A 25,719-nucleotide genomic window follows, 5' to 3' on the forward strand; every position below is an offset into this window, starting at 1 on the left:
GTGACAAACCAAGAAGCCCGCCACGATGCCGAACACCCTTTTTTCGTTTTCTCAGTGTACGTGAGACATTTCGGCACTGCGCTCTGTTGCCATAACTTGCCAAATACAGGTTATACTGGCATCGCAAGGAGCAATATGGAAATGACAAACGACAGTTCACAGCAGCCCAATGGCAATGCCGACGTGCCGAACGCGCAAATCGCACCGAACGCACCAAAACAAAACGTCACTATCCGCGACGTGGCCAAAGCCGCAGGAGTCGCTCCTTCAACGGTTTCAAGAGCGTTCGCCAGGCCAGGACGCGTCAACGAGGCCACAGCCCAACGTATCTACGATATCGCCGATCAGATCGGCTATCGCGCCACCGCCATCAGGGCGCATACCGACGGCGAACACCTGAACGGTATGCTCGGCATCGTGGTGGCCGACCTGAGCAACCCCGTATTCGCCGAGTACACGCGTGCGGCCCAGCACGAATGCCTTTCCAACGGATTCGGGCTTCTGGTACTCGACTCGGAAGAGAACGCCGTCATCGAGCGCACGTCCATCCACACTGCAATCCAACATATCGATGGGCTTATTTTGGCCTCGTCCCGACTTTCCGACGCCGGCATACGCAAACTTGCCCAGACCAAGCCGCTGGTGACGCTGAACCGCTCCATCCGCGGCATCCAATCGGTAATCGGCGACGTACAAACCGGGCTGACGCAGGCCGTCGATCATCTTGCCTCGCTCGGGCACAACAATTTCACTTACCTAAGCGGGCCGGAATCCTCATGGCAGGATGGCGTGCGCTGGCGGACACTTTCCTCGATTTGCTCGCGGCGACATCTCAAACTGCGCCGCATTCCCTCGAACGCACCGACTTTCAGCGGCGGTTTCCGCACAGGAGAAGTGTTTTTGAACAACCCGACCGACGCCGTCATCGCCTATAACGACATCATGGCCATCGGGTTCATCGCCGCTTTGCATTCGCGTAACATCGACGTTCCCGGGAAAGTTTCGGTGGTCGGCATCGACGACGTGCAGTTCAGTTCGCTCGTCTCCCCCGCACTTTCGACCGTCCGGTTGCCACGAAAGGAGCTGGGTACGAAAGGGGTCACGGAGGTGCTGAGCCTGATCCACCACACCAAGCAGTCCAATGACCGGAAGCCAATCATGCTCGAATCCTCGTATGTTGTACGCGCCAGCACCGGAAAGGCGAATCCTTCGTTGACATCCGCCATACATGCGTGAATGACCGAATGACAGAAAGCCGCAATGGCCGAAACCTCAGTGAGGAAACGCCGTAAAGACGGAATGTTGCCAGAATTTGCTATCCATTTCGAAAATAAAATGACGTTCAAATCATTGAATCGCCCTTAAATAAAATCGGCCAGATTTTCTGCGCACTTGCGTAAAACCGGACAAACGACAGACCATAGTAGGCATACCAGGGAAAGAAGTGTCATGAAAACGAAGCCATTCAATGGAGATGTCGCTACGAATCCGCTACGCACAAAAGCGGATTGCGAACAGGCACTCGTCGACATACTCACGCCGGCAATGCGGCTGGTCGAAAGCGGCGGAAGGTACGGGCGATTCCGCATGAGCGACAGCGGGGCCGTCTACAGCCAAGACCGAACTTCGATCGAGGGCTTCTGCCGATTGCTCTGGGGGCTTGGGCCGTTGTTCGCCAACCGCAGCAACATCGCCCGTTTCCCGCGCTGGTGGCGGCTTTCATGCGACGGCATCGTGCACGGCACCACGCCCGGCGACCCCGATTTCTGGGGCGATCCGCTGGACGATTACGACCAGCTTTTCGTGGAAATGGGCGCGATTACGGCGTTCCTTTTCGAGACAAGGCAGGATTTCTGGGACCATCTGAGCGGCGAAGCGCAAGACAATATCCTGACCTGGCTCGACCAGATCAACCACCACACGCTGCCGAAAACCAACTGGCTCTGGTTCCGCCAGATGGTCAACACCTGGTTCGTTCATACCGGTCACAGAGAATACGACGCACTGGTGCAGGCCGATTTCGACATCACGGCCTCGCACTATCTCGGCCACGGATGGTCGTATGACGGCTACAAAAACCAAATCGACAACTATATCCCGTTCGCGTATCAGTTCTTCACGCTGATGAACGCGGGGCTTGCCGAGCGCGACAATCGCTATCTGCACACTGGTTCCGATTCCGGGAAACGCAGCGATACCAATACGGAATCTGCCACAACGTGTGACGACGTCTCCCTTGAAATCCACAAACCGGCAGATAACGAAACTTTCGAGACAGCAAATTCCGATGATCCCAACGATACAGAAGCGAAACGCTATGCGTTGCTCAAGCAACGCGCGACGGCCTTTGTACCCAGTTACGCCAACTGGTTTGCGGCCGACGGTGCCTGTTTGCCGTTCGGGCGCAGCCTTGATTATCGCTTCGCACAGGCGGCATTCTGGGGTGCGGCGGCTTTTGCCGGGATTGACCTGCCGAACGGTTGGACTTTGGGCGATATCAAACACTTGCTGCTTGGCAATTTGCGTTGGTGGTTCCGCCAGAATATTTTCCAATCTGACGGACTGATTCCTATCGGTTACGCTTACCCGAATATGAACATGGCCGAGGGCTACAACGGACCGGCTTCCGCTTATTGGGCGCTCAAGACCTTTATTTTCCTGTGTATTCCTGAAACCGACCCGTTCTGGACCGTGCGCGAAAGTGACGATTTCAAATTCGAGGCGCTCAAATTGCAACCGGAGCCGCGCATGCTGGTGGCGCACAGCCGCACAGGACTGGAAGTCCAATCGTTCACCGCCGGGCAACACGCTCCGGAACACAATCACACCGACGCGAAATACGAAAAATACGTCTATTCCACGGCCTTCGGCTTCTCGACGCCAAAGGCGGCAACCGTGCTGAAACAGCTCGCCTGCGACAATACCTTGGCCGTTTCCGAATCCGAATACCACTGGCGCACGGCCTTTGGCTACGCCGATTATGCGGTGCATGGCGACTATGTCTACTCGCGCTGGGAGCCGTGGAGCGATGTGGCCATCTGCAATTTCATTGTGCCATTGATGCCGTGGCACATCCGCGTCCACGTCGTCGATTCGGCGCGGGCACTGCATCTGGCGGAAGGCGGGTTCTCGATGCCGGACTTCGGGCAGGAATTGGACGGCCCCAATATCAACGCGATCCGAGGCGTTGCAGAAGCGTCGAGCCAGCATGCCGGCGATGGGTCATTCGCCTCCGGTTGGGACAAAGGCAACAATGGAATCGGGAGCCTTTTCCCCGAAACCGATGAGTCGAGCACCGGCGCAAACGACGACAAATTGGCAAACAATGATACCCGAACTTCCAACGCTTTTGGGGAATTCGGAACAAACGGTGCTGGCGACGAAGGTGCCAAGAGAGCCATTACAAAGCCAACGGCCACACTGGGATCGCCGCAACAATCGGTTTTCTACCGTACAAAAGTCGGGCTTACCGGGCTGATCGGCGCAGAAGGCTTTTCGCTGGAACTTTCTGCTCCCGAACCGAACACCAATCTGCTTTATCCGAAAACAAGAATACCGATGCAGATGCGCGCCATCGATCCCGGTCACTATGTATTCGTTTCTGCGTACCTCGGTGATCGCGAGCTGGAAAGCGTCGGCGACGATGGGTCGATTTCATTGCCGTCCGTGACACTGACCGGCGATGAGTTGCGTATTGGTTATCGGGGCGAGACCAAGACAGTGAAACTGGCGGAACTGTGCGACTGATTAAGCGGAAAGAAGCGAATCAGTCAACCATCCCCACACGCAATCCCCAACACGAGATGACCAACATTCCACTTCGTGCCCCCAACCCTACGGAAATTGTCCGTTCCGCTTGCATTTGAGGCAAAATCGGGATTCTGCCCTTAAAGCAACAGGAACCACTCTGACAGCAGGCCGGCACTATAACTATTTGAGCGCCTTACCGGCCGAACCCAGTTCGACGCAGGCTTCGACCACACGCTTGGCCATCGCGTCTTCGGCGGTGCGGCCCCACGAACGCGGGTCGTAGTACCGTTTCTCGCCCACCTCGCCGTCTACCTTGAGCACGGAATCGTAGTGTTCAAACATGTGGCCGGCGACCGCTCGGGTGAAAGCGTATTGTGTGTCGGTGTCGATGTTCATTTTCACCACGCCGTAATGCACCGCGGCGGTAATGTCGCCCTTCGATGAGCCGGAACCGCCGTGGAAGACGAGCATGAAGGGTTTGTTGTCATGCAACTCGGCGTTGTCGTAACCGTCCCTGATCTTGCCAGCCTTTGCCACCGACGCGACCTCGCGCTGGATCTCGCCAAGCAGTTCCGGGCGCAACTTCACCACACCGGGTTTGTAGGCGCCGTGTACATTGCCGAACGTGAACGCCGCCATGTACCTGCCACGCTCCCCCAATCCGAGCCGACGCGCGACTTCGATGCCATCAGCGGGCGTGGAATAGAGTCGTTCGTCAATGTCGGCGCGGTGGCCATCCTCCTCGCCGCCGACCGCGCCGATCTCAATTTCCAAAACCGTGTGCGCTTTGGCCGAAAGATCCAGCAAATCTTCGGCGATATCAAGGTTTTCCTTCAGCGGCACCGTTGAGCCGTCCCACATATGGGATTGGAAGGTCGGCTCATGGCCGTGCGCCACCTCGTCCGCCTCATGTGCCAACAATGGCCGGACCCAGCCGTCAAGATATGGCTTGGCACAATGGTCGGTGTGCAGGGCGATGGAAATATTCGGATATTTCGCGGCCACCTCATGCGCAAACGCCGCAAACGCAAGCGAACCGGTGACGCGGTCGTTAACCCGCTGCCCGGAGAAATAGGAGGCAGCACCCACGGAAACCTGGATGATGCCGTCGGACTCGGCATCGGCGAACCCTTGAAGCGCCGCATTGAGTGTCTGGGTGCTGGTCACATTGATTGCCGGGTAGGCATAGCCGTTACGCCGCGCGGATTCCAGCATTTCACGATATCGTTCAGGAGTTGCGATGGTCATAGCTCTATTATTGCCGCCCGCCTCGCCATCAGTACCTTTCAGTGCGTTTCCATATTCGATGCAAATTGTAGGATCGCGAGGATTCCATACAATTCGTCAGCTCAAGTCAAACCGATCAATCCCGGCTAAAGCCCTCTGCCAAAAGGAATTTAGACCAGCGCAACCTCACATTTCAAGTCTCATCGGCGGGGCAAGACTCATCAATTTTGCTTTGCCGAAAACAAAAATCAAATTTTATGGTAGACTATTTTTTACGAACGTTCGACGTTACGGTTTCGGCAAAACGAAATTGATATGGCGTACGTTTCGGGGGATTAGCTCAACGGTAGAGCCCGCCGCAAGGCGGAGACGCATGGTTCAACTCCTGCCTCCTCCACTTTCATTTCTTTTTTTTACAAGCCACAGTAGCTAAATACCTCAAGTTTTCTAACTTCGATATTGCATTGCTGCTTTAGCATTCGGGATTTCAGATATTTCGTTCATTGGGGGTTATAAACCAAAGATTTTGGCCTATAACCCTATAACCCCGATTTTTACGATTCAGAGAAACCAAAAACGTTGGTAAATCAATGGTTTCAAGGGATTTCGTTGGGATTGAAAAGAGCGGATGACGGGAGTCGAACCCGCAATTTAAAGAATTCCCTAGGCTTATAAAACGTTGAAATACCAACGTTTTTAATCCTCTTTACTCTTGCCGAAATCAGTTTTTAGCAACAAATCAGCAACATTTTCCCATAAAAGACCATTGCACGGTTGAGCCATAAACAAATATATCGCATTCAAAACTTTGTCCAAAATGCTAACACTCTGTTTGTGGTCTTATCGGGCTACCTGCTCTTGAATCAAAAGTATGCTAACTCCCGGTTTCAAAGACATGCTCAACGGCATGGGCCGTCGCATCAGCAACCTGCGCCGCCAGCAAGGTCTCACCCAGGAGCAGCTCGCCGAAAAGACTGGCCTCGACCGCGTCTCCGTGGGCTATATCGAGCAGGGCCGACGTGCACCGAAGCTCTCCACCCTCTACACCCTCGCCAAGGCGCTCGGCTGCGATATGGGCGACTTCTTCGCCTGACCCGGGCGGGACCGCCAAACCCCGCCGACGCCCATGACCGGCCACGAGACGTGGCCCATTCCCGCATACGACACATCGCGCCCGGGTGTCACACATCACTATTATGCTTACGCTCTGTAAGAGTTCTTTAAAGAAGGATGCCATTCCACGGCGGAAAGCGGCATCAAGGAGATCAAGATGACTCGACCAGCACGGACAGGGCCAGCGTCGGCCGAAGGACTCGTCAACGTGGCGAATTTTCTCGGTCCACAAACATCGCCACCACATCAATACCCGAGTCCCGCAGCATAAAAATTTGCAACAAAGAAACACACCGATCCGGTCACAAGTACCGGAACAACAACAACCAACAAGAAAAAGGAAACACCATGTCAAAGCACACTCCGCAACATGCACTGAGGACGCCCCGCACGCGCTCGCGCGCAGGACTGCTCACCACCACCGGCCTCGCCGCCATCGCCCTGTCGGTGATGGCCCCCTCGGCCAACGCCGCCGTCCTCAACAACGACGGCTCCGTCACCATCCAGCCCGGCGACACCCTCTCCCAGATCGCCACCGACTACGGTTCCAAGGACGGTCGCTGGGGCTACTGGAAGGGCTTCACCAGCGGCGACGACGACCTCATCTATCCCAACGAGGTCGTCGGCGATTCCCGCAGGATGGATACCTCCGGCCTTGAGGCCAAGTCCCGCGCGGCCTTGAAGAAGGGCGCCGTTCCGACGGCCTCCGTCACTACCGACGACGTCGACCAGCTGGCCCACGAGGTCATGCTCGGCGCATACGGCAACGGCGAGGCCCGCCGTGAGGCGCTTGGCGACAAGTACGACGCCGTCCAGGTCAGGGTCAACCAGCTCATGGGCTACGGCGTCGTCGCCGCGGCCAACGCCACCAACAGCGTCAACGCGCCTGCGTCCAACGCGGCCTCGCGCCCGATGACGCATCCGTCCCAGGCCTACGGCCCGGTGCCTTCCGCTCCGGCCCCGGCGATCCCCGCTCCGGCACCTGCCGCCCCGGCTCCCGCCGCTCCGGTGGCATCCACGCCTTCGACCCCTGCTCCCGCACCGTCAACCCCGTCGCAGCCGTCCACGCGTTCGCAGCCTTCACAGCCCTCCATGCCGTCCGCTCCGTCGACGCCTTCGCATCCGTCCACGCCTTCGACCCCGTCGCAGCCTTCACAGCCTTCGATCCCGTCGCATCCGTCGACGCCGTCCACGCCGTCCCATCCTTCGGTCACGCCGCATGACATCGTTCATCCCGCCGGCTCCGAAGGCACCTATGACCACAAGCCCTCGCCAGCCTGGACCGAGCACATCCGCGTCGATGAAAACGGCAACATGGTCGACGACGTTTCCGAACGCCCGTACTGGGTCGCCGGCACTCCGGCCACGCCCGGCACGCCCGCCACGACGCACGTCGTGCACCACGACGCCGTCCCCGGCTCCTCCGTCAACGAGAACGGCACGCCGGTCTGGGGCGACTGGGGCACCGCCGGCTACAGCCAGACGGTCACCGGCCGCATCTACACCTCCAAGCTCGACGGCTTCCAGGTGAAGGACTGGTCGGGCACCGACCCGCAGGGCAAGGACTACGCGTTCGTCGCGGGCGCCGACATGACCATGGACTTCCACAACATGAGCCTTCCACAGGCCGTGTGGGACGCCCACCCCGGTCTTGAGGCCGCGCATGCCGCCGACTACCACAACGCCTTCACCGTCACCACGGTAAACGTTCCGCAGTGGATCGCCACCCCGGACAACGTGGGCAAGCGCAAGATCGCCTATTTCACCTACTCCGACGGCTTCCACACCCCGGTCGCCAACCCGAACGTCTACTACAACCCCGCCACCGGCATCGACACCGCGGGCGAGACCTGGCACGACGTCGAGGGCTATCCCACGCACGTCGTGAACAAGCCCGGCACCGCGGCCTACGACGAAGTCGTCACCGACGCGCCAGCCGTCCCCGGCACCTGGAAGACCCGCTGATGCCCTCAGGCACCGACAGGCCGTCCGATCCCAAGGACGAGGGTGATGACGGCCGCCACACCGACGTATCGGTGGCTCCGGTCGTCATCGCCCTCGTCCTCCTCGCCATCGCCGTGGCCAGATTGATGCTCCGCGCCATGGTAATCTATTCGTAAGGAGATGCCGTCATGGCGACGGATGAAAAGACCCAACAGCCATTGCTGTACTACGACGACGATGCCCTTGACGCAGAACGTCAAGCGGTCGCCGAACGCTATGGCCTTGACGACGATGCGACGCAACATCTGCTCGAAGACGACCTGTATCTGATCCGGGCCAAGGAGGATTGCGCCGCCGGCAAGCCGCAGAAGGCCATCGCCGAGGCGTTGATCGCATTGGCCGTCAAGGCCGAGTCGTATAGCTTCGGCCAGCCATCGGAATGACAATCGAAAATATTGACCCTGGCACGCACCGTGCATGGGCTGTCGAGGTTCCGACCGCCGTACCCTCAAAAGCGAAACGGCGGCCATCACCGTAATTACCAATTAAAAAAGCTGATATACCAACCGCAATAAACAGGAGTTGAATTGATAAAGAAATCCACAATGGAAAAAATTCTGTCGGTGATATGCGGCGGCGTAATGCTCATAGGCACAGCCGCTTGCGGGGCGTCAAGCGGCGCCACCCCGAAGACTTCCGCCCCAGAGAACAAGCCGAGCACGCTTTCCGAGACCTTGGAAAACGAGCAGTCAGTTTGGTTCCACAGCAACGGCAAGCCGACAAAAACCGAAGACGTCGACGAAGTCTGGGCATTCGACCACGGCAAAGTAACTGTTTATCAAGTCTCCTATTATGCATCCGAAGAACCACTGGTGGAATCACCGTATTCCGTATTCAAAGGCTTGACATCGTACAGTCAGATCGTCGACAAAGCCAAGTCTCTAAATAAAAGGATATTTGACAAGGAGCAAAAAGACCAGATTAATGAAGCTCAACGCCTCATCACCAATCCGCAGACCAGAGAAGGGACCGACCCAGACCAGCCTGCCGCTGAAAAGAAATTCATTCCTGCCGCACAAGCCATGAAGTACCAAGCTCCACAGCAGACGAGCTACAGTCTCACTGTAAAGGCCGATGAAACCGGAAACGGTGTCACGGAAGAAACAATTAAGGTCCCCCAAAGTTTACGGCTTAATCTCTATGCTGTTGACGTGAACGCGAATAAATATTCTGCTGGATGGACACACTGGCCTGCGAGCATCACCTTCAACAGGTCGACACCGTCTGCATACCCAGTTTACGAGAAAACGTACTCCGGCGTGTGCACCTTAGACGAAGATGAAGATGCTGACGAAGCCAATGATTTCTTTGTCCGCGCGGACACTGACGGGCATGCGCAGCCACAGGTCCTTCTCGACACCGTGAAGACCAAGGGCGTCAAGGTCAAGGATTGACAATCAATGGACACGTCGGGTGAAGCGAACCCGGCACATCACGGTTTGAACCGGCCCGTATTCGGGAGCTATAAAAGAGCTCACGAGTACGGGCCTTCTTTTTCCCGCCACGCACCACCTCCCACAGCCCACGGCCGGCGAGGAGGAGGCGTGGGCCCCTGCACACCACACACGACCTCCAACGGTTCTTTATTATTTATATTTATTTCCTTTTACCTGTTAAACAAGAAAAACAGTGTGCATGTGTGCAAGACGAAGCCTTGGGGGATGGAAGCCCTTGAGCCACAAGGGCTGCGCCTCCCCTCCCCCGTCGCACACGCGTGGGCCACGGGAATGTGGAAAGTGTGCACTCCCAATACCGCGGCCAAATAGCGGGGGCGGGTGGTGCTCATGCTCCGTTGCCCCGATGTTTCGGGCCGAGACGGCTCAGTATCTCGTCAAGGCCGCAGGTGAGCGATTCACTCTGACGGCCCGCTTCATTCTTATGGTGATGGCATTGACGCCTGTTTACCCGCGTACACCCATGCGTGTGCCTTGGGCGCGGTTGTCCGCTTCCGTACCGTATGGCGGCCGTGCCGCAGCGCACATGTTTCGCCCGTCCCGGTTCACGGGGTCCGTCCACCGGCTATAACCGCGTTCTCGTGGGACGTGATTGAAAACGATCTATGTGATTTATGCATATTTATATGATGCATATGCATCTATATGATGAACATAAAATGGCTGTTTTTCAACGTTTCTAAGTTTACAGTTCTGTATATTCAGTGTATAATATGTCTTATATTCGTTTATTCGGAGTTAGAGGTGAGGGGTCATGCCGAGCACGACGATGCGGTTTCATATCGGGGCTGATCCGGTCCTGAAACACAACAACCGCACGAAGAAAATCGTGAAATACGAGTCGCACATTGACCCCGATGGGTATCACGAGAGCTGGCGGGACGGCACACTCGAAGACAAGTACGCCGAGCTGTTCGGCGGGGCGATCGAGGAGTACAACAAGGGGCGTCGCAAGGACCGGCGGCTCACCGTCGCCAGATACATGGACAAGGTGGCGGGCGACCGGCGCGGCCGCGCCAACAGGGCGGCGAGCAAGACCGCCGGCCGCGAGGTCAAGGGCAAGCACCTGGCCTACGAGGCGATCGTGGGCGTGGGCAACACCAACTAGGCCCGCGACGCCAAGGGGCGCATCGTCCGGGCCGCCGACGGGTCGCGGCTGATGCCCCAGCGCGTGCCGGACGAGGTCAACCGCGCGATCGTGCGCGAATACTATGAGGACTTCGAGGCACGCAACTCCACGCCGGACGGCGGTGGGCTGAAGCTGGTGAGCGCGCAATGGCATCAGGACGAGTTTTTTCACTGAACACCACAACGGCAGATCGACAAGGATATACGGCGCCGCCCATGCACACCTCGACTTCGTCCCGGTCACGACAGGCTACAAGCGCGGCCCCCAACGTCAGGTCTCGATCGGCAAATGCCTCAACCAGCTTGGCTTCAAAGACATTTACGAGCAGGACGAGGACGGCAAACGCCACCTGCATACCGCATGGGCGCAATGGGAGGCCCGCGAACGCGCCGAGATGGAACGCATCACCCTGAAATATCTGCCCGGCTACACCATCGACCACCCCGACGCCGGCAAGAGGCGCGAGACGCTGCCCAAGGCCGTCTACGAGCGCGAGAGGGACCTCGACGAGCAGGCCGACCACAACCGCCGCCAGAAGGAACACCTCAAACAGGAGTCTGCAAGGCTCGACGAGCGTGAGACCCAGCAGGCGGCCGACGATTTCAACAGTGTCCTGCGCGACCGCGCCGCCGATGAACGGGCATAAAAGCTTGACGAGCAGGAACAGGAACGGGAACGCAGGATCGACGAGCGCGAGCGTGGCCAGGAGAACCGTGAGCGCGAGTTCCGCCAGCGTCAGGCCGACACCGCAACAGCCGAACGCAAGGCGGCGGCCAAGCGCAGGCAGCGTGACGAGCAGCGCCAAAACGAGTTCGAGCAGCGTGAAGCCGAGCTCGACCGGCGCGAACGGCTCCAAAGCGAGCGGGAACGCCGACACAGCCCGACGAACTACGCCCTCGCCGTCCTCAAGATTCTCCGTGAGGGAGTCTTCGTGATGGGGTCGCCAGACCCGGTCAAACGGGTGCTGCGCGAGGCCCTGTGGCGGCTGATCGCCTATCTTATGCGCCCGTCTCGTGACCTGGAGCGCATCAACCGCCAGATCGCCGAGGACGACGCCAGGCTCGAGGAGGTGCGGGCCGGCCGCGAGCCGATCGACATCGAGCACGAGAAACAATGGGAGCGCCAACGCCAATACGAGCGCCAGAACGAAATGCAGATGGAACTATGACCCAATCTACATCCCCACATATCAAGATTCAGGCCACGGCAAAGCGCCGCGACCGCAACAGGAAAGGAGACCATCATGGCCACCAAAACCACGCCCCCGAAGGACGGCGACGACAACGAACAATCAAGGAAAAGGAAGGAGGAGCTGAAGAAGTTGGAACGCAACTATTTCGGCGACGATGGCATCGGGACGCCCATGCGCCGCAGACCACCGCGCCGCCCTGGCCCGGGAACGCTCCGCACCCTCAGTCGCGCCGGTCTACGAGCCCAGGGGAAAACGAACAAGAGCTGATTGAGACTGAAAGCGCTCGCGTTCGCCGTGATTTCGCAGCAGCGCTGGAGGCTGTAAACAACCCGCAATCCAGGAACCAGAGTGACGAAAAATCCAGAGAAACCAACACGCCCCTCCCCTATTTCAACGATTCGGTGTATCAGTTCATGCAAACCCACGATGAGCAGGGTCGCCCCATCGACGAGGACGGCAACGTGATTCCCGATCCGTCCGATGACGATGAGTACGGATGCTGACCGCCACTCCGTTAACGGGCTGTCAGGCTGGGGTATACCCCGGTCTGACAGCCCACATACCATCCATCCGCGTAAGGACAGGGTGGGGTTTCCGTTTTTTCTTACACATTCGTCGGAAGGCCGACCATGAATTTACAGCAGCAGGAACAGAACACACAACGGCCCACACAGGGCGACGGCAAAGGCCAGACCGTGGGCTACGTGCGCGTGAGCAGCGCCGACCAGAACGAGGCCCGGCAGCTCGATGCCATCGGGAACGTTGACCGGCTGTTCAGCGAGAAGGTCAGCGGCAAGGACACCAACCGGCCCCTCCTCAAGGAGATGCTCGACTACGTGCGCGAGGGCGACGTCGTCAAGGTCAAGTCCCCCGATAGACTTGCCCGCAGCACCACGGATCTCTTGAATCTCATCAAGACGCTGGATGGCAAAGGCGTGAGCGTGCGGTTCATCGACGAGCCGCAACTCAACACCGGCACCCCCGAGAGCACGTTCATGCTCACCGTGCTCGGCGCGGTCGCCGAACTGGAACGCGCCACGATCCGCGAACGCCAGGCCGAGGGCATCGCCCTGGCCAAACAGCGCGGCGTCTACCGCCGCAAACGCACACACAAGCTCGACGCCGAACGCATCGGCCAGGCCCGCACATGGATCGCGGCGAGCATACCCAAGGCCGAGGCGGCCCGTAGGCTCGGCGTCTCCCGCCCCACGCTCTACGAGGCTCTCAAACAGCGTGAGAAAAATACTGAAGCCAACCCGTGAACCACATAAAGATTTCGACAACGGCACTAACAAAAAGGCAACGGGAAACCCGTTGCCATAGAATCCAGTAATATTAGTGTCACGCATCTTTCGCTGCATGACACTAATCTGGACCGCTCCGCAGGGCCGGCCTACGGCCGGGACGGCGGCGCGACCGATGTGAACGGTACGCCGCCAGGCTGCGCCGGCATTATCGGCGGAGCCGCTAAAGGAGCCCTTGGTGACATAGGAGTCACCTTGGCCACATCCGCGTAAGACGGTGGCGCAGTTACTCCCGGAACGGACAAACTACGCCATTCCGTATAGGCGGCTTGCCTGCTGGCAAACTCGGCATCGTTACGACGATCGCGGGGCGTCTTGTGGTCCGTCTGATACTCGTTCCAAGCCGTTCGCCGCACGAGCCCACGTTCACGGCGCCCATTCTGCCGGGCAGGGCTGAGCCAGCCATACAACGGGTTCTTCTGATCCGGCTCATGCCATTTGTTAGACGGAACCAGACTGGCTACGAGCGGCTCCGTGCGCGTCATCCATTCTGACACGTTGAACTTGCTTGACCTTGCTCTCACCGTCTTTGTCGCGGACGACCATCCAAGTGTCGTCGGACTCTGCCAGCTTCGACAGACGCCCGATGACTTTGTTCCGGTTCTCAGGATGCGAGCTCGGGTAATTAGCTTTCATTGTCACCAAGTAGAAACCGTAGAACTCGTCGAACGGCAGGAACGCTTCATGAAGACCGGGCTTGACTTCGTTCCAGATGGCGGCGACCGGATCGTTATCCTGCTGGAAGGCTTCGAGCATCATCTTGGAGGTATCCGTGGTTTCCAGATGGTCGAAGTCCTCAAGTTCCATCAGCAGCTGCCAGGCGAACCATGAAAGCACTTTCGGATCCTTGAGATACGTGGTTTTGATAAGGCGATCCTTGTGCTCCTCGTCGAAATGCTGGGTGAATGGCAAAATCAACATCCGCCTTAGCATTGATTCTCCTTTGTCGCGGATATGGGGAAGGTCGTTCGTACAAAAAACGCACAGGATATGTGGTTGGTACATGATGGCCGGCAGACCTTTGCGGTCAACGCTCACCGGGTCCCCGGTGGTGACGGACTTCAACGCATCCGCACGGCTGACCAGCGCCGAGGCGTCCTGCTCGTCGCTGACATTGAGCCGCTTGCCAATAAGCTGCTGCATTCCGAAACGAGTGAAGAACCCGGTCAACGGGAGGCTCGAACAAACCGACAGCCCCACCATCTGGCGCATGGACTCAGCCACCGTCGACTTGCCCGTGCTGCCGTCTTCCGAATAGAAAATCACGAAGTGCTGCCAATCCTGATACGGCCGTAAGGCAGCACACATGACCTGCATGAGCTGGTGCCTTGTAGCATCATCGGGAACAGTCTCCCTCAACCATGACAGCGGATCCCAATACGTGCCGTCCAGCTTCCCGATCCGCGGTAGTTCCGGTTTGCTTTCGGGCATGTCGACCGGGGACTTCGCCAGGAACACCTCGTCGGGAGTGAAAGGCCTGAGCTTTTTCGTCTTGTAGTTGAACAGGCCGTTGTGCATGGGAATCGTATAGGGGTTGTCGCACTCATGGACCCTGGGGACATGGGCACTGAGCCAGCGTCTGAACTCCATAATCCATTTGGCGTTAGCCTCCGGATTGTACTCATACGCTAACGAGGCCAGCAGCTGTTCTGTCAGGATCTTATAGATGCCCTCGTCATCGCCGGTCTCTATGTACATGCCCAGCAAGCCATTTACAGTGGAGCCATCAGTCCCACTAGCAATGATCATTGCAACCCGATGCAGCTTGAAGAATACATAACCCGCTTGATGGGGTGTAATCTCGGTCAGTGGCTTCCATTTCTGGTCGCTCCTGCCTGTCGAACGCATTTCGATATTATGCTGGTCAATGCAGTCATTCGACTTGCGGATGATCTTGCGGCGGATTTTTCTGATGTCGCACAAATCATGTTTGAAGGCCCAATCCATCACCTCACGGACGATGCGGGCAAACATATCACCATAGGTTTCAGGATCATCATCAGAAGGCCGTCCGAAGTAAGGTTCGTCCTCGCTCATCGTGCGCCTCCCTCAGATTTGGGACCACGTTCACAAGACCGCAACCAAGTATCAAGGTCTTTCAATCGATATTTAACTGTTTTGGCACCCGGCTTCAAATACTTCGGTCCTTTGTGGACGAACCGAAGTTGAGCCATATGACCAACGGTAAGGCCACAATGATTAGCCGCTTCCTTCGTGTCGCACAACACGTCATCGGTTGCAGACTCTTTTGGCTTTTGTGAATTATCTTTATCTGGTAGAGCATTCGCAATCACGATTTATTCCTTTTAGAAAGGCGTGGACGCACGTTTGGAGCAAACGCCCACGCGTTAATAATATGAATGGATATAGCAAGAAGAGCGATAGCCAATCATTGGCGGCTCTCTTGCCATTTTGGACAGTCTGCTCGATTGCGCACTCGAACAAACTAGCTGTCCACTGGCGATCTGGTAACAACTAAAGGTTACTAGGCCAGGGCTGTGATTGCTTTGTCCTAAGCACATTACTGTAACACGCTAAAATGGCAGAGTCACACCCAAGACCATTTAAAGAACAAAAAGCTTGACTTACTAAGTTATAACTTATCTGCGTAATTTCAACGATTACAAAGACTTTTAAAAATCTCTGTAATCATTTAAATCCATTTTTCTATCGGCGTGTCGTAAAATTCTTCCTTCATGGCATAGTTGCTTATTCACTCCCTTTTAAATGCAATCAAGCACACATAAAGCATAGGCAAAATCCCTATTCCTGCAACACATCCGGCTCACATGACCTAAATGTTAACCGTCGGCATCCATCCTCTTACTGTTCCATACCTCTATTAGCCATCGCTTTTACGTGGCCCGGCTCCGCCGGGCCGACCAAATCCATGACCAAATTCCTTCTAGCAAAGGGGCAGCTATGTCTGCATCAGTCATGGAAACCATACGCGAGAACGCACTCGAACTCATCAACAATCCGGAGCACGCGCCGCTGCGTCTCAAAGTCGCACCAGCCGACAGCACTGGCAGCCCGGAGACCGACCCGTTCGACGACGACAGCGCCATATTCGACCCGTTGAAGCCGGACGCCACACACCTGCTCATCGGTGCGATCAGGGGCAGCGACCTTACCCGCGACTACACACAGCTCAACGATCTGTTCGACGGGCAGTACGCTTCACCTCTGAAACTCGCGAAGGCCGTCCTCCACGCCTGGAGCCGCAGTGACACCGACCGAGCGCTGGCCATCCTCGACCGGCTTGGCCTCACCCTCACCATCATCATCGGCGACGAAGAGCTCAGCATCAGCGTGCGGCTGCACGGCAACAATGCGGCAACCCAAAACGATGAAACGGAATGAGAACAAAACAATAGCCGCCCGCGCCTTGCAAAAGACACGGACGGCTATAACGATAAGTCCCGGACAGTAAACGTCACACCTGCTGCGGCGTAAGACCGTTGATGAGGCTGCGTCGCGCGTACTCGCTGACACTCATTCCCATCGCCTTCGCCTGCCGTTCGACCAGACCCCACACCGAATCGCTCACACGGATGGTGCGCGGCTTCAACGGCTCGCTCTTGACCTCCCAGGCCCGTCCTTCGAACGGCCTGATCTCGGCACCCTGGAAACCGTCCTCGGCCTCCTGCGCCCACTGGTCCACCATGTCGTCGGTGATAACAGTGCCGTTGTCGGCTACATATTTCTGACTCATGACCGCCCCTTCCTGATCTCGTCGATAAAGCCCTTGGTGGCACGGTTCGCGTGAATCACCAACGGCGTGCCATCGGCTAGACGAACAAAAACCAACTCGATACGCCGGCCCTGACCATCGAAACCGACCGTCGCCCACCGCTGTGGCTCGCTGGCATGATCCCGGTACCTGATCGTCGCACCCGACACGCCCGTCTCGAAGGCCGAGAGGATCTGCCGGTCGCTCAGCCCGTGGGTCCTGGCGTGCGGGTGGATGATGATACGCATACCATACAGCATACACGATAGAATACGAAACAGTAAACGTACCATGAGTACATCAGCAGAAAGCAAAGAGGCATCATGCCATTCTATTCATACAAGACCTAGAAAGGCACCCGGTACCGGTCGTCTACAGGAAACCTGGTGACCACCGGCAAACCTCTCAAGCTGGATTCATCAGAAAACACGACGCGGAAGTATGGGAGGCCAGCCAGACCGTTGCAAAAAGCAGAGGCGACTTCATCGACCCGCAAGCAGGCAAAACCCGCATTTCCTCTCTGGCCTCCGAATGGCTTAAAGGCAAGCAGGGCACCGCGAAGCCAAAATACTACCGTGACCTGGAAAGCGCATGGCGAGTCCACGTCGAACCGAAATGGGGCGACAGGGAGATCAAATTGATTCGCCATTCCGAGATTCAGCAGTGGGTCGGCTCACTCAGCGCCGGTGACCCCAAACAAGGTATCAGCGCAAAGAGTGCGACCGTCGTCATCAGAGCTTACGGAGTTCTGAAAGGGATTCTTGACATGGCGCGTGATGACCAACTCATCAGCCGCAATCCCTGCGAGAGAATAAAGCTGCCTCATAAAATGCCCAAGAAACGTACCTATTTGACGCCAAGCCAAGTGTTGACGTTGGCCGACGCCTCAGGCGAGCACCGAACGCTGATCCTCACGCTCGGCTTCTGTGGGTTACGCTGGGGCGAGGCGGCAGCGCTGCATGTCGGCGACGTTAGAAGCGACCAGCACAGGCTTCATATCAGGCTGAGCTACACCAAGACCAAGGACTTCGAAGGCGAGCAGCCACCGAAAACATGGGAGATCCGCGACGTACCGGTCCCTGATCAGGTCATGGCAGCAATTGATAAAGAGTGCAAAGGTAAAAGTGCAGGCGATCTCGTGTTTACCGACAAGGATCATGGTGACCGGCGCATAGACCAACAATCGAGGCTTAACCACGGATGGTATGCACGTGCATTGAAGGCCTCGGGAGTGCCCACTCTGACACTTCACGACTTGCGGCACACCGCCGCTTCCATCGCCGTCAGCAGCGGGGCAAATGTGAAGGCAGTGCAAAGAATGCTCGGGCACCAGAAGGCGTCGATGACTTTGGACACCTATGCCGACCTGTTCGACTCAGATCTGGATGAAGTGGTGACGCGCATGAGCAAGGAGATAGAAAAGGCGAAAATGGATAGCCAACAACAAAATCAGCAACAAATCAGCAACAATTTATCAAAATCATAGTGATTTCTGTGATTTACTCGAATCACAAAAACATTGGTAAATCAAAGGTTTCAAGGGATTTCGTTGGGATTGAAAAGAGCGGATGACGGGAGTCGAACCCGCCTCTGAAGCTTGGGAAGCTTCCATTCTACCGATGAACTACATCCGCAGTAACGTGCGCGCTACCATCCGCACATACAAAAATTAACTTTAGCACAGAACTGCGAAACAGCACGCCGAACCGATTTCGACCCACCTTATATTCCAATAACCCGACTGACCTGGCTTGCAAATTGCAGTTTCATGTTCGTTCCCAAGCACCAGCCCGCAAAATAAACACAACTTATGCATGACAAATACGAATGTCTGATTCATCCTCTTAGCGCAGCAATCTCGCCTCTTGCCGATAAGCAACGACCGGTCATCCACGTCGGTTTCCTTTCACCGACTGGCAGCGACACAATCATCCTGTCACCAAGTCTCAAGCGGTTCGCACTACGGACCGGACATCGACATGAAAGGTTTATCCATGTCAACACTGCTGCACGCGGAGCATCTGCTGAAGTTCTACGGCAATCACGAAGCCGTCCACGATGTTTCGCTGAGCATCAAGCGAGGTTCGCTGACCGCGGTCATCGGGCCGAACGGCGCCGGCAAATCGACCACAATCTCAATGCTCACCGGCATCGCCTCGCCGGATGCGGGTACGATCGAATTTCCGGATTCCAACACTTCCCATAGCCACGCCGGAACATGCGATACCAACAAAGCCGGAATCCGCGAGGCATCTGCAAGCAAGCGCCCCGCAATCGGTGTGGTGTTCCAGCAAAGCGTGCTCGACCGGCTACTGACGGCCCGCGAAAACCTGCAATCCCGCGCCCGGCTTTACAACGGCCTGCCAAATAACCGCATCAACGAAGTCATCGAACTCGTCCACGCCGAAGATTTCGCCGACCAACGCTATGGCTCGCTTTCCGGCGGCCAACGCCGATCGATCGACATCGCGCGGGCGCTGATCAACAATCCCGACCTGCTCGTGCTCGACGAACCCACCACCGGTCTCGATATCGTCACCCGCAACTCGCTGTGGTCCTTGCTGAACCGACTTCGCCGCGAAACCGGACTTTCCATACTCCTGACCACGCACTATCTCGAGGAGGCCGAGCACGCCGACCAGGTCTATCTCATCGATCAGGGCCATATCAAGGCTTCCGGTTCCGCGGCGGAACTTATTTCCCGTTACGCCGATTACCGGCTTGAGCTCACGTTGAAACCGGGAACGCGCCGACCTGCCGAATCCGCTCTTGAACAGCTCAGCGACGACATTCCCAGCGAATTGCCCAAACCTGCAACACCAACCGAACGCCAAAGCCAAAGCCGACAAAACGATGCATCTGAAGAACCAACAGTCAACCATCAAATCCAACGAAACAATACATTTGCCAAGCCAACAGGCGACGGTCAAACCCGACAAAACAGTACATCCGAAAAGTCAACGGACAACAATCATCCCGACTATGACAACCCAGATCATCTGTCACTCACCTTGCCGACAGCCAGCGTTTGCTTGATAATCCTCAACGGACTACAGCCTTATATCGCCGATTTCCAGTGTCGCCCCGGCACGATGGACGACGTGTTCCTGGCGCTGACAAAACAGTGAGACTCACAAAATTTTTGCCTCCTAAAATTTTGTGAGCCAAACGAACAAAACCTACCACCGAAATTTTTACGGAATCGTTGGAATATCAATGATTCTCATCGCCTAGCCATTTTTAATGGCTCACATTTTTTAAAGCCTCGAAAAAAATGCGAGCCGAAACCACTCCAAAGGACCATCATGCTCGCCTTATCGCAACGCAACCTCAGACTTTTCCTGCGCGACCACGCCCGCGCCCTGCTTTCCCTGCTCAGCGCCCTCATCGCGTTCGGACTTTACGTCGTCTTTCTCAAACAGACCGTTCGCTCCGGCTGGAGCGGCAACGGCCTCAGCGCCACAACCGTCAACACCTTGCTCGACAACTGGCTGATCGGCGGCACCCTTTCAATCACCGGACTCACCACGTCACTGGCCATGGTCGGTCAGATGGTCAACGACCGGGAAAACGGCCTCGATATCGACTTCCGCATGGCCATTCATTCGCGCTGGCGCATCGCCGGCGGCTACGTGCTGAGCAGCGTAATCATCGGATTCGTTATGCAATTGATTGTGTTCGTGGTGATGCTCGCGTATTTCCTTCCCGTAGACCGTATTTGTGTGCCGTTGAACCATCCGACGACCGACCTCGGGCTTCTCGCGCTCATGGCGTTCAATGCCCTTGCCAGCTCGGCTCTTTCCTACGCCATCGTCGCCGGCATCCGCTCGCAAAGCGCCAACACCGCGCTCAACACCATCGTCGGCACCGCCTCGGGCTTCCTCGCCGGCGTCTACCTGCCCATCAGCGCCATGCCGAAATTCGCGCAGCATCTCATCGAAGTGTGGCCGGGAGCCTATACATCATCACTTTTCCGCAGATTACTCATGAGCGATGCGATGGATTCCGCATTCGCACCTTTCCCCCATCAAGCGACGATCTCCGCCAAATTCCGTGCCGATATGGGCATCGGCTACACGCTGCCCCGCGCATCCCAGCCGACTTCGGCCGCCGAGGAAATTCTCCTGCTTGTCGTCACCACAGTCTTGATATCTCTGGTTATCTGGGCCATCCGTGTGCTCGCCGCAAGCATACGTAAGCTAAGTATCAGTAGGGAACGAAATCTTGCGACAATCTGAAAATGATGGAATCCGACATTCAATGATGGAAAATAGCGTGCATATACAGCCGCATATACAATCGAAAAACGCATCTACGTATCCGACTACGTATAAACGCACAAACGTATGACAGAACAACGTAAAGCAAGACCGTCCAACCGGAAAGGTGGTGGAAGGCGTGAACATCACGTTTCGGGCGAATTCCGAACTTGAAGACGGCGAAGTAAGCATCGTCATCGAAGCCAAAGCGCCCACCGCAGAGGCGTTATCGGTAATGAAAGCCGCGGAAACATTGGGACGTCGGACTTCGCAGACCATTTCCATCGACACGGACGGCAGGATCGAAATCGTGCGCAAAAGCGCCATCATCGCCATCGAGGTGCATGGCAATTCGCTTATTCTCCGGATTGGCACGTCCCCAGATTCGCCTGCTCACGCACTGACCACCAGGGATCGGCTGCAACATGTCATGGAGTCGTTGCCATCCTCCGATTTCGTGCAGATATCCAAACAGGTCGCCATCAATCTGCGCCATCTGAAATCGCTGGAAGCCAGCTATTCCGGCAATATGACGGCGAAGCTCACCGACGGCATCGACGAAACCGTAAGCCGGCGCTATGTGGCCGATTTGAAAAAAGCGCTGGGGGCCTGAAATGCAGCGAAACGAATATTCCATCAATCGGGACATTGATAAAAACGATTCCGACATCATCGACGACATTCCCGGTAACCACCGCCATGACGGCGACAAGAAAGGCGAAATCATGGCCCATTTGCCAACGATTCTTCGCGATATCGCCCGCAACGCGGCCATCGGGCTTGGGTTCGGCTCGTTCTTCTACCTTTTGGTGGGGGTAATCGCACCGGGCTGGGTGCCTGTCAACACGTTCAGCATCGTCACCCTGTTTGTCATGAGCGCGCTCATCGGCGAACTGACGTTCCTACTCGGCAACGGGCGTATCTCCGGCTATATCGCGCACTGCGTGCTCACTTTTGCGCTGGTCATCGCTTGGATTCTGGTGAACGGCTGGAGTTTCTCGCATATCACCGGCGGCCTGCCTACCGTCGTTTTGGTATTCATCCTGATTTATGCCGCGATCTGGACGATCAGCATCGCCCACAACAAGCTGGATGCCCGCAAAATCAACGAACGGCTGACAAAACAGCGGTGACACCACAACAGCCGAATTCCATTCCCGACCAGCGATTTTAGCATTACAAACGTTTTGCCGATATCGTTTATCGCTTTATCAACAGCGTCTGCCGGAATCACAGACCATCGCCATCGAACGGAAACCGACATAGCAAAACGTACATTTTCACATCGGGACGATGGCTTTGTGTTCACATTCATCCGCATGTTCATATCCATAGATTTACCGAACGGCCAGCCTTTCATGTCTTCAGGGCGAATATGCATTTGTGGAACAGGTCGGCCAAGAATGTCAACCATTCAGTACGCAGCCTGCGCTTCACCCTCGGAACCCAGGCGGTTCCAGCGCTGGCCTCGGTTCGGGCCGGCGGACACACCTTGCATCTCACGAGCCATCTGCATCAGCCGGTTGATGCGCTCCTGGGTGGGCGGGTGCGTGGAGAAGAGACGGCTGAAGCCCTCTTCGGAGAAGGGGTTGGCAATCATCATCGCCGCGGCGGACTGGGTGCCGGCGGTCTGCGGCATTGGGTTGGCTTGTGCACCGGCAGTGATTTTGTTCAGCGCTGAAGCGAGTGCGGCCGGATCGCCGGTGAGCTTGCTACCATCTTCGTCCGCATCGTATTCGCGGGTGCGGGAAATGGCCAGCTGGATCAGCGATGCCCCGATCGGCGCGAGGATCGAGCTCAAGGCAACGCCGATGAGACCCAAAATACCGGAATCGCGGTCATCATTATCGCGTCCGCCGCCGAAGAACATCAGCATATAGCCAAGATAGGTGATCACCGTCGCCATCGCACTGGCCACCGCCGAGGTGAGAATGTCGTGGTTGTAGACGTGCATCAACTCATGGCCAAGCACACCGCGCAGCTCACGCTCGTTCAGAATCTGGAGAATGCCCTGCGTGCAGCAAACGGCGGCGTGGCGCTCATTGCGGCCGGTGGCGAACGCGTTCGGGCTCATGGTCGGCGCGATGTAAATGCGTGGCATCGGCTTGCCGGCACGGGCGGACAGTTCACGGACGATATGGTAGAGCTCAGGCGCCTCGGCCTCGGAGACGCGACGCGCACCCATCGAAGCGATCGAAATGCGGTCAGAGAACCAATAGGAAATGAAAGTCGTGGCAAGGCCGATGAAAATGTAGTAGATAAGCGTGTCGCGGCTGGCTCCAGTAAGCCACCAAATAAGCATGATGATAGCCCACATCACCCCGAAAAGCAGTGTGGTTTTGAGGCCGTTCAAATGGCCATGCACTTTGATCTTGCCGTCCATGTACCAAATCCTAACGGCTCACCCTGTACTTTTGCTGAACGCCTGCTGTGACTACGCGGTATCTTGGCCACAGCAGGCCTCCGTTCATCTTCCCACATCGAACTTGCGAGCAAAATCAAGAAAACAGGCCCGAAATGTTGATTGTCATCGCATGTTCAATTGAACATGCGATGACAATCAGGAAAATGCCAGCAAAACACTGATTTTCCTCGCATCTTCAGCGTGAGCATTGTGCCATGACGCTGATCGTACAGGCACATCCATCCGGCAAACGCGACGAAAAGCACGAAAAACTGCGGAAAAACATGCTTTTGGTCGCAGCACATTATTGGCCGCGACGAAAAGCACGAAAAAGGGTGCTTTCTGTCGCGTCAACAGAAAGCACCCGAACGGAAACCCGACGCACTGCCGACTAATCGGTCAACGCCTCTCAGCCCAGCGCGAGCGCACGCAGCTGGTCGGGGTCGATCACCTTTTTGTGCTCGCGGCCTTCCTTCGCGCCCTCGGCACGCTCGTAGGTGTCGACCTTCTTCCAGCCGGCGAAATCAATCGGTTTGACACCGCGCGAAGCGAGCAGGCGGTCGATGGACTCGGGGTCGCGGTCGGCAGCGATGCAACCCTTGCCGGTGCCGTCAGCGTCCTCAGCTTTGGAGAGGTCATCGAGCATGTTGCCAACAATCAGGAGCGCATCGGACTTAGTGGAACCAATCAGCCCGACCGGCCCGCGCTTGGCCCAACCAGTGGCGTAAAGACGCGGGCGAACGGTGCTCTTGCCGGTTTCGGCGGTGAGCGCCGGTTCGGCGAGGATGCGTCCTTCCTCATTGGCCAGCACATCGCGCTGCTCGTCGTAAGCCACGCCCGGCACACTCGCCGGCTTGTAGCCGATGGCATGGTAGACGGCCTCGACCGGATAATCGGTGAACTCACCGGTATGGCGCATCACGCCGTCCGCGCCGGTTTCGGTGCGCTCAACGTGCAGGCCGACGACCTTGCCGTCTTTGCCCAGAACCTCGGTTGGCGCAGAGTTGAAGTGCATGTAATACTTCTTCGGCGCGGGGTTGCCTTCGAAATCGACACCGCCGTCGTCCTCCATATCCTCGGCCATGTCGCGAATGGCGTAAAGCTCCTCGACCATCTGGCGGGCCAGCTTGTCTTTGCCGGCCTGCTCGACGGTGGCATCGTCGAGGTCGAAATCGTCCTCGTTGATGAGGATCTGCACGCCCGGTAGCTTCTCGAGCTCGCGGAGCTCCTGCACGCTGAACTTGGCCTGGGCCACACCGCGGCGAATGAAGAGATGCAGCTCCCGCGCCTTGTTGGTTTTGATCCCTTCGTAGACATTGTCGGGAATATCGGTGCGGGCCTTGAGGTCGTCGGCGTTGCGCATCAATTCGCGCGAAACGTCCATCGCCACGTTGCCGCCACCGATGACAGCGACAGTTTCGGCATCGAGCGGCCACGTGCGAGCGCCGGTCGGATAACCGTCGTACCACTCCACGAACCGCGCGGCGCCATGCACGCCATCGAGATCCGCCCCCGGAATCGTCAAAGGTCGGTCGGCAACAGCACCGGTGGCGAACAGCACCGCGTCGTAGCGCGGCAGCAGGTCGTCAAGCGTCAGGTCGCGGCCGAATTCGACATCGCAATACAAATGGATATCAGGATTATCCAGCGTCTTCTCCAGCGCGTCGGCTATGAACTTGATGGCCGGATGGTCGGGCGCGACGCCGTAACGTACGAGGCCGAACGGCACCGGCAGCTTTTCAAAGAGGTCGATACGCGCGTCAGTCGGCAGACCAAGCGATTCGCCCTTCTTCTTCAACTCGCGCAGGAAAATGTCGGATGAATAAACTCCCGCAGGACCGGCACCGACGACGGCAATGCGGAGTGTGTTGCTATTGTTTTCGCTCATACCATCCACCTTATCGCAACGGGCCACGCCGCAAAAGACCGAAAAAGGGAAATTCCACACATCTTTCGTTTCGGTAAAACACTCTTAGGCCCGACGATACGTTGACATGCTCACAAAAACGCTGCCTCCCGATTCCCCTTACCAAATCGGCGATATACCGCCTTTGGGGGTACCGAACCAGCAAAAGCGACACCGAAACAAATCCTGTCACTGCGCTCACGACTATCGATTCCAACATCCGCAACGGCTTACTTGGCGCCGG

General features: G+C 56.8%; 25 protein-coding genes, 1 tRNA gene and 1 pseudogene. 18 read left to right on the top strand and 9 right to left on the bottom strand.

Features of this window, described 5'->3' with window-relative positions; all coding sequences use genetic code 11:
- Positions 1-141: 141 nt before the first annotated feature.
- Together PT275_RS08430 and PT275_RS08435 are read left to right on the top strand one after the other, a co-directional pair.
- Positions 142-1,236 (top strand): LacI family DNA-binding transcriptional regulator, encoded by a 1,095-nt coding sequence (locus PT275_RS08430; protein WP_277153943.1) that lies wholly within the window; start codon positions 142-144, stop codon positions 1,234-1,236.
- Positions 1,237-1,449: 213 nt separating this feature from the next.
- Positions 1,450-3,747, top strand: a complete 2,298-nt coding sequence (locus PT275_RS08435) for a DUF2264 domain-containing protein (RefSeq protein WP_277153944.1) — start codon at positions 1,450-1,452, stop codon at positions 3,745-3,747.
- A gap of 183 nt (positions 3,748-3,930) precedes the next feature.
- On the opposite strand, the gene fbaA is transcribed toward PT275_RS08435, so the two are convergent.
- Positions 3,931-4,998 (bottom strand): class II fructose-bisphosphate aldolase, encoded by a 1,068-nt coding sequence (gene fbaA / locus PT275_RS08440; RefSeq protein ID WP_277153945.1) that lies wholly within the window; start codon positions 4,996-4,998, stop codon positions 3,931-3,933.
- An 850-nt stretch (positions 4,999-5,848) separates the two neighbouring features.
- Between fbaA and PT275_RS08445 the strand changes: the two genes are divergently transcribed.
- The 6 genes from PT275_RS08445 (at position 5,849) to PT275_RS08470 (ending at position 10,656) form a co-directional block, all read left to right on the top strand.
- Positions 5,849-6,070, top strand: a complete 222-nt coding sequence (locus PT275_RS08445; protein WP_277153946.1) for a helix-turn-helix transcriptional regulator — start codon at positions 5,849-5,851, stop codon at positions 6,068-6,070.
- A gap of 137 nt (positions 6,071-6,207) precedes the next feature.
- Complete coding sequence (locus PT275_RS08450; protein WP_277153947.1) at positions 6,208-8,055, top strand: hypothetical protein; 1,848 nt, start codon at positions 6,208-6,210, stop codon at positions 8,053-8,055.
- Positions 8,055-8,210, top strand: coding sequence for a hypothetical protein (locus PT275_RS08455; RefSeq protein WP_277153948.1), 156 nt, complete (start codon positions 8,055-8,057; stop codon positions 8,208-8,210). Before PT275_RS08450 ends, PT275_RS08455 begins: the two co-directional genes overlap by 1 nt.
- Positions 8,211-8,222: 12 nt before the next feature.
- The gene (locus tag PT275_RS08460; RefSeq protein ID WP_277153949.1) at positions 8,223-8,477 is read left to right on the top strand and encodes a hypothetical protein; all 255 of its coding nucleotides are present in this window, start codon (positions 8,223-8,225) and stop codon (positions 8,475-8,477) included.
- A gap of 162 nt (positions 8,478-8,639) precedes the next feature.
- Positions 8,640-9,488, top strand: a complete 849-nt coding sequence (locus PT275_RS08465; protein ID WP_277153950.1) for a hypothetical protein — start codon at positions 8,640-8,642, stop codon at positions 9,486-9,488.
- Between the two features lie 814 nt (positions 9,489-10,302).
- A complete protein-coding gene (locus PT275_RS08470; protein WP_277153951.1) occupies positions 10,303-10,656 on the top strand; it encodes a hypothetical protein in 354 nt (117 codons plus the stop codon).
- Between the two features lie 76 nt (positions 10,657-10,732).
- On the opposite strand, the gene PT275_RS08475 is transcribed toward PT275_RS08470, so the two are convergent.
- On the bottom strand, positions 10,733-11,554 hold the full coding sequence (locus tag PT275_RS08475) for a hypothetical protein (RefSeq protein WP_277153952.1): 822 nt from the start codon (positions 11,552-11,554) through the stop codon (positions 10,733-10,735).
- Positions 11,555-11,611: 57 nt separating this feature from the next.
- On the opposite strand from PT275_RS08475, the gene PT275_RS08480 reads away from it, so the two are divergent.
- The 3 genes from PT275_RS08480 (at position 11,612) to PT275_RS08490 (ending at position 13,131) form a co-directional block, all read left to right on the top strand.
- Positions 11,612-11,845, top strand: coding sequence for a hypothetical protein (locus PT275_RS08480; RefSeq protein WP_277153953.1), 234 nt, complete (start codon positions 11,612-11,614; stop codon positions 11,843-11,845).
- A complete protein-coding gene (locus tag PT275_RS08485) occupies positions 11,842-12,372 on the top strand; it encodes a hypothetical protein (RefSeq protein ID WP_277153954.1) in 531 nt (176 codons plus the stop codon). The genes PT275_RS08480 and PT275_RS08485 overlap by 4 nt, the downstream gene beginning before the upstream one ends.
- Before the next feature lie 126 nt (positions 12,373-12,498).
- Positions 12,499-13,131, top strand: coding sequence for a recombinase family protein (locus tag PT275_RS08490; protein ID WP_277153955.1), 633 nt, complete (start codon positions 12,499-12,501; stop codon positions 13,129-13,131).
- 483 nt (positions 13,132-13,614) lie between these two features.
- Here PT275_RS08490 and PT275_RS08495 read toward each other — a convergent pair whose 3' ends face one another.
- Positions 13,615-15,210: a phage/plasmid primase, P4 family gene (locus PT275_RS08495; protein ID WP_277153956.1), complete on the bottom strand. Its 1,596-nt coding sequence runs from the start codon at positions 15,208-15,210 to the stop codon at positions 13,615-13,617.
- Positions 15,207-15,467, bottom strand: coding sequence for a hypothetical protein (locus PT275_RS08500; RefSeq protein ID WP_277153957.1), 261 nt, complete (start codon positions 15,465-15,467; stop codon positions 15,207-15,209). The genes PT275_RS08495 and PT275_RS08500 overlap by 4 nt, the downstream gene beginning before the upstream one ends.
- A 628-nt stretch (positions 15,468-16,095) precedes the next feature.
- Here PT275_RS08500 and PT275_RS08505 point away from each other — a divergent pair.
- Positions 16,096-16,536 carry a hypothetical protein gene (locus tag PT275_RS08505; protein ID WP_277153958.1) on the top strand — a complete coding sequence of 147 codons (441 nt, stop codon included), beginning with the start codon at positions 16,096-16,098 and terminating at the stop codon, positions 16,534-16,536.
- Between the two features lie 73 nt (positions 16,537-16,609).
- Here the strand turns inward: PT275_RS08505 and PT275_RS08510 are convergent, their stop codons facing one another.
- Both PT275_RS08510 and PT275_RS08515 read right to left on the bottom strand, forming a co-directional pair.
- The gene (locus PT275_RS08510; protein ID WP_277153959.1) at positions 16,610-16,888 is read right to left on the bottom strand and encodes a hypothetical protein; all 279 of its coding nucleotides are present in this window, start codon (positions 16,886-16,888) and stop codon (positions 16,610-16,612) included.
- Positions 16,885-17,154, bottom strand: a complete 270-nt coding sequence (locus PT275_RS08515) for a hypothetical protein (protein ID WP_277153960.1) — start codon at positions 17,152-17,154, stop codon at positions 16,885-16,887. Before PT275_RS08515 ends, PT275_RS08510 begins: the two co-directional genes overlap by 4 nt.
- A gap of 272 nt (positions 17,155-17,426) precedes the next feature.
- Between PT275_RS08515 and PT275_RS08520 the strand changes: the two are divergent.
- Positions 17,427-17,525: pseudogene (locus tag PT275_RS08520) on the top strand (hypothetical protein); the annotation flags it as partial.
- 18 nt (positions 17,526-17,543) lie between these two features.
- Positions 17,544-18,392, top strand: a complete 849-nt coding sequence (locus tag PT275_RS08525) for a site-specific integrase (protein WP_277153961.1) — start codon at positions 17,544-17,546, stop codon at positions 18,390-18,392.
- A 77-nt stretch (positions 18,393-18,469) separates the two neighbouring features.
- Here PT275_RS08525 and PT275_RS08530 read toward each other — a convergent pair.
- A tRNA-Gly gene (locus tag PT275_RS08530) sits at positions 18,470-18,540 on the bottom strand.
- 360 nt (positions 18,541-18,900) lie between these two features.
- Here PT275_RS08530 and PT275_RS08535 point away from each other — a divergent pair.
- From PT275_RS08535 to PT275_RS08550, 4 genes are all read left to right on the top strand, one after another.
- Complete coding sequence (locus PT275_RS08535) at positions 18,901-20,034, top strand: ABC transporter ATP-binding protein (protein WP_277153962.1); 1,134 nt, start codon at positions 18,901-18,903, stop codon at positions 20,032-20,034.
- Between the two features lie 177 nt (positions 20,035-20,211).
- Positions 20,212-21,144: an ABC transporter permease gene (locus PT275_RS08540; RefSeq protein ID WP_277153963.1), complete on the top strand. Its 933-nt coding sequence runs from the start codon at positions 20,212-20,214 to the stop codon at positions 21,142-21,144.
- 160 nt (positions 21,145-21,304) lie between these two features.
- On the top strand, positions 21,305-21,778 hold the full coding sequence (locus tag PT275_RS08545; protein WP_277153964.1) for a LytTR family DNA-binding domain-containing protein: 474 nt from the start codon (positions 21,305-21,307) through the stop codon (positions 21,776-21,778).
- Between the two features lies 1 nt (position 21,779).
- On the top strand, positions 21,780-22,298 hold the full coding sequence (locus PT275_RS08550) for a DUF3021 domain-containing protein (RefSeq protein WP_277153965.1): 519 nt from the start codon (positions 21,780-21,782) through the stop codon (positions 22,296-22,298).
- 281 nt (positions 22,299-22,579) lie between these two features.
- Here the strand turns inward: PT275_RS08550 and htpX are convergent, their stop codons facing one another.
- Entirely contained in the window at positions 22,580-23,548 is a 969-nt protein-coding gene (gene htpX / locus PT275_RS08555) for a zinc metalloprotease HtpX (protein WP_277153966.1), read from the bottom strand.
- A gap of 430 nt (positions 23,549-23,978) precedes the next feature.
- Entirely contained in the window at positions 23,979-25,457 is a 1,479-nt protein-coding gene (locus PT275_RS08560) for an FAD-dependent oxidoreductase (RefSeq protein ID WP_277153967.1), read from the bottom strand.
- Positions 25,458-25,719: the final 262 nt, after the last annotated feature.

This window comes from Bifidobacterium sp. ESL0745, assembly GCF_029433335.1.
Lineage (GTDB): Bacteria > Actinomycetota > Actinomycetes > Actinomycetales > Bifidobacteriaceae > Bifidobacterium.

Excerpts from the sequence above, each read along its gene's own strand:
- PT275_RS08485 (WP_277153954.1), top strand. The coding sequence starts at position 11,842 with ATGACCCAATCTACATCCCCACATATCAAGATTCAGGCCACGGCAAAG.
- PT275_RS08540 (WP_277153963.1), top strand. The coding sequence starts at position 20,212 with ATGCTCGCCTTATCGCAACGCAACCTCAGACTTTTCCTGCGCGACCAC.
- PT275_RS08455 (WP_277153948.1), top strand. The coding sequence starts at position 8,055 with ATGCCCTCAGGCACCGACAGGCCGTCCGATCCCAAGGACGAGGGTGAT.
- PT275_RS08495 (WP_277153956.1), bottom strand. The coding sequence starts at position 15,210 with ATGAGCGAGGACGAACCTTACTTCGGACGGCCTTCTGATGATGATCCT.
- PT275_RS08480 (WP_277153953.1), top strand. The coding sequence starts at position 11,612 with ATGGGGTCGCCAGACCCGGTCAAACGGGTGCTGCGCGAGGCCCTGTGG.
- PT275_RS08535 (WP_277153962.1), top strand. The coding sequence starts at position 18,901 with ATGTCAACACTGCTGCACGCGGAGCATCTGCTGAAGTTCTACGGCAAT.
- PT275_RS08465 (WP_277153950.1), top strand. The coding sequence starts at position 8,640 with ATGGAAAAAATTCTGTCGGTGATATGCGGCGGCGTAATGCTCATAGGC.
- PT275_RS08550 (WP_277153965.1), top strand. The coding sequence starts at position 21,780 with ATGCAGCGAAACGAATATTCCATCAATCGGGACATTGATAAAAACGAT.
- PT275_RS08445 (WP_277153946.1), top strand. The coding sequence starts at position 5,849 with ATGCTAACTCCCGGTTTCAAAGACATGCTCAACGGCATGGGCCGTCGC.
- htpX (WP_277153966.1), bottom strand. The coding sequence starts at position 23,548 with ATGGACGGCAAGATCAAAGTGCATGGCCATTTGAACGGCCTCAAAACC.
- PT275_RS08510 (WP_277153959.1), bottom strand. The coding sequence starts at position 16,888 with ATGAGTCAGAAATATGTAGCCGACAACGGCACTGTTATCACCGACGAC.
- PT275_RS08450 (WP_277153947.1), top strand. The coding sequence starts at position 6,208 with ATGCCATTCCACGGCGGAAAGCGGCATCAAGGAGATCAAGATGACTCG.
- PT275_RS08515 (WP_277153960.1), bottom strand. The coding sequence starts at position 17,154 with ATGCGTATCATCATCCACCCGCACGCCAGGACCCACGGGCTGAGCGAC.
- PT275_RS08470 (WP_277153951.1), top strand. The coding sequence starts at position 10,303 with ATGCCGAGCACGACGATGCGGTTTCATATCGGGGCTGATCCGGTCCTG.
- PT275_RS08430 (WP_277153943.1), top strand. The coding sequence starts at position 142 with ATGACAAACGACAGTTCACAGCAGCCCAATGGCAATGCCGACGTGCCG.
- PT275_RS08460 (WP_277153949.1), top strand. The coding sequence starts at position 8,223 with ATGGCGACGGATGAAAAGACCCAACAGCCATTGCTGTACTACGACGAC.
- PT275_RS08560 (WP_277153967.1), bottom strand. The coding sequence starts at position 25,457 with ATGAGCGAAAACAATAGCAACACACTCCGCATTGCCGTCGTCGGTGCC.
- fbaA (WP_277153945.1), bottom strand. The coding sequence starts at position 4,998 with ATGACCATCGCAACTCCTGAACGATATCGTGAAATGCTGGAATCCGCG.
- PT275_RS08490 (WP_277153955.1), top strand. The coding sequence starts at position 12,499 with ATGAATTTACAGCAGCAGGAACAGAACACACAACGGCCCACACAGGGC.
- PT275_RS08435 (WP_277153944.1), top strand. The coding sequence starts at position 1,450 with ATGAAAACGAAGCCATTCAATGGAGATGTCGCTACGAATCCGCTACGC.
- PT275_RS08505 (WP_277153958.1), top strand. The coding sequence starts at position 16,096 with ATGTCTGCATCAGTCATGGAAACCATACGCGAGAACGCACTCGAACTC.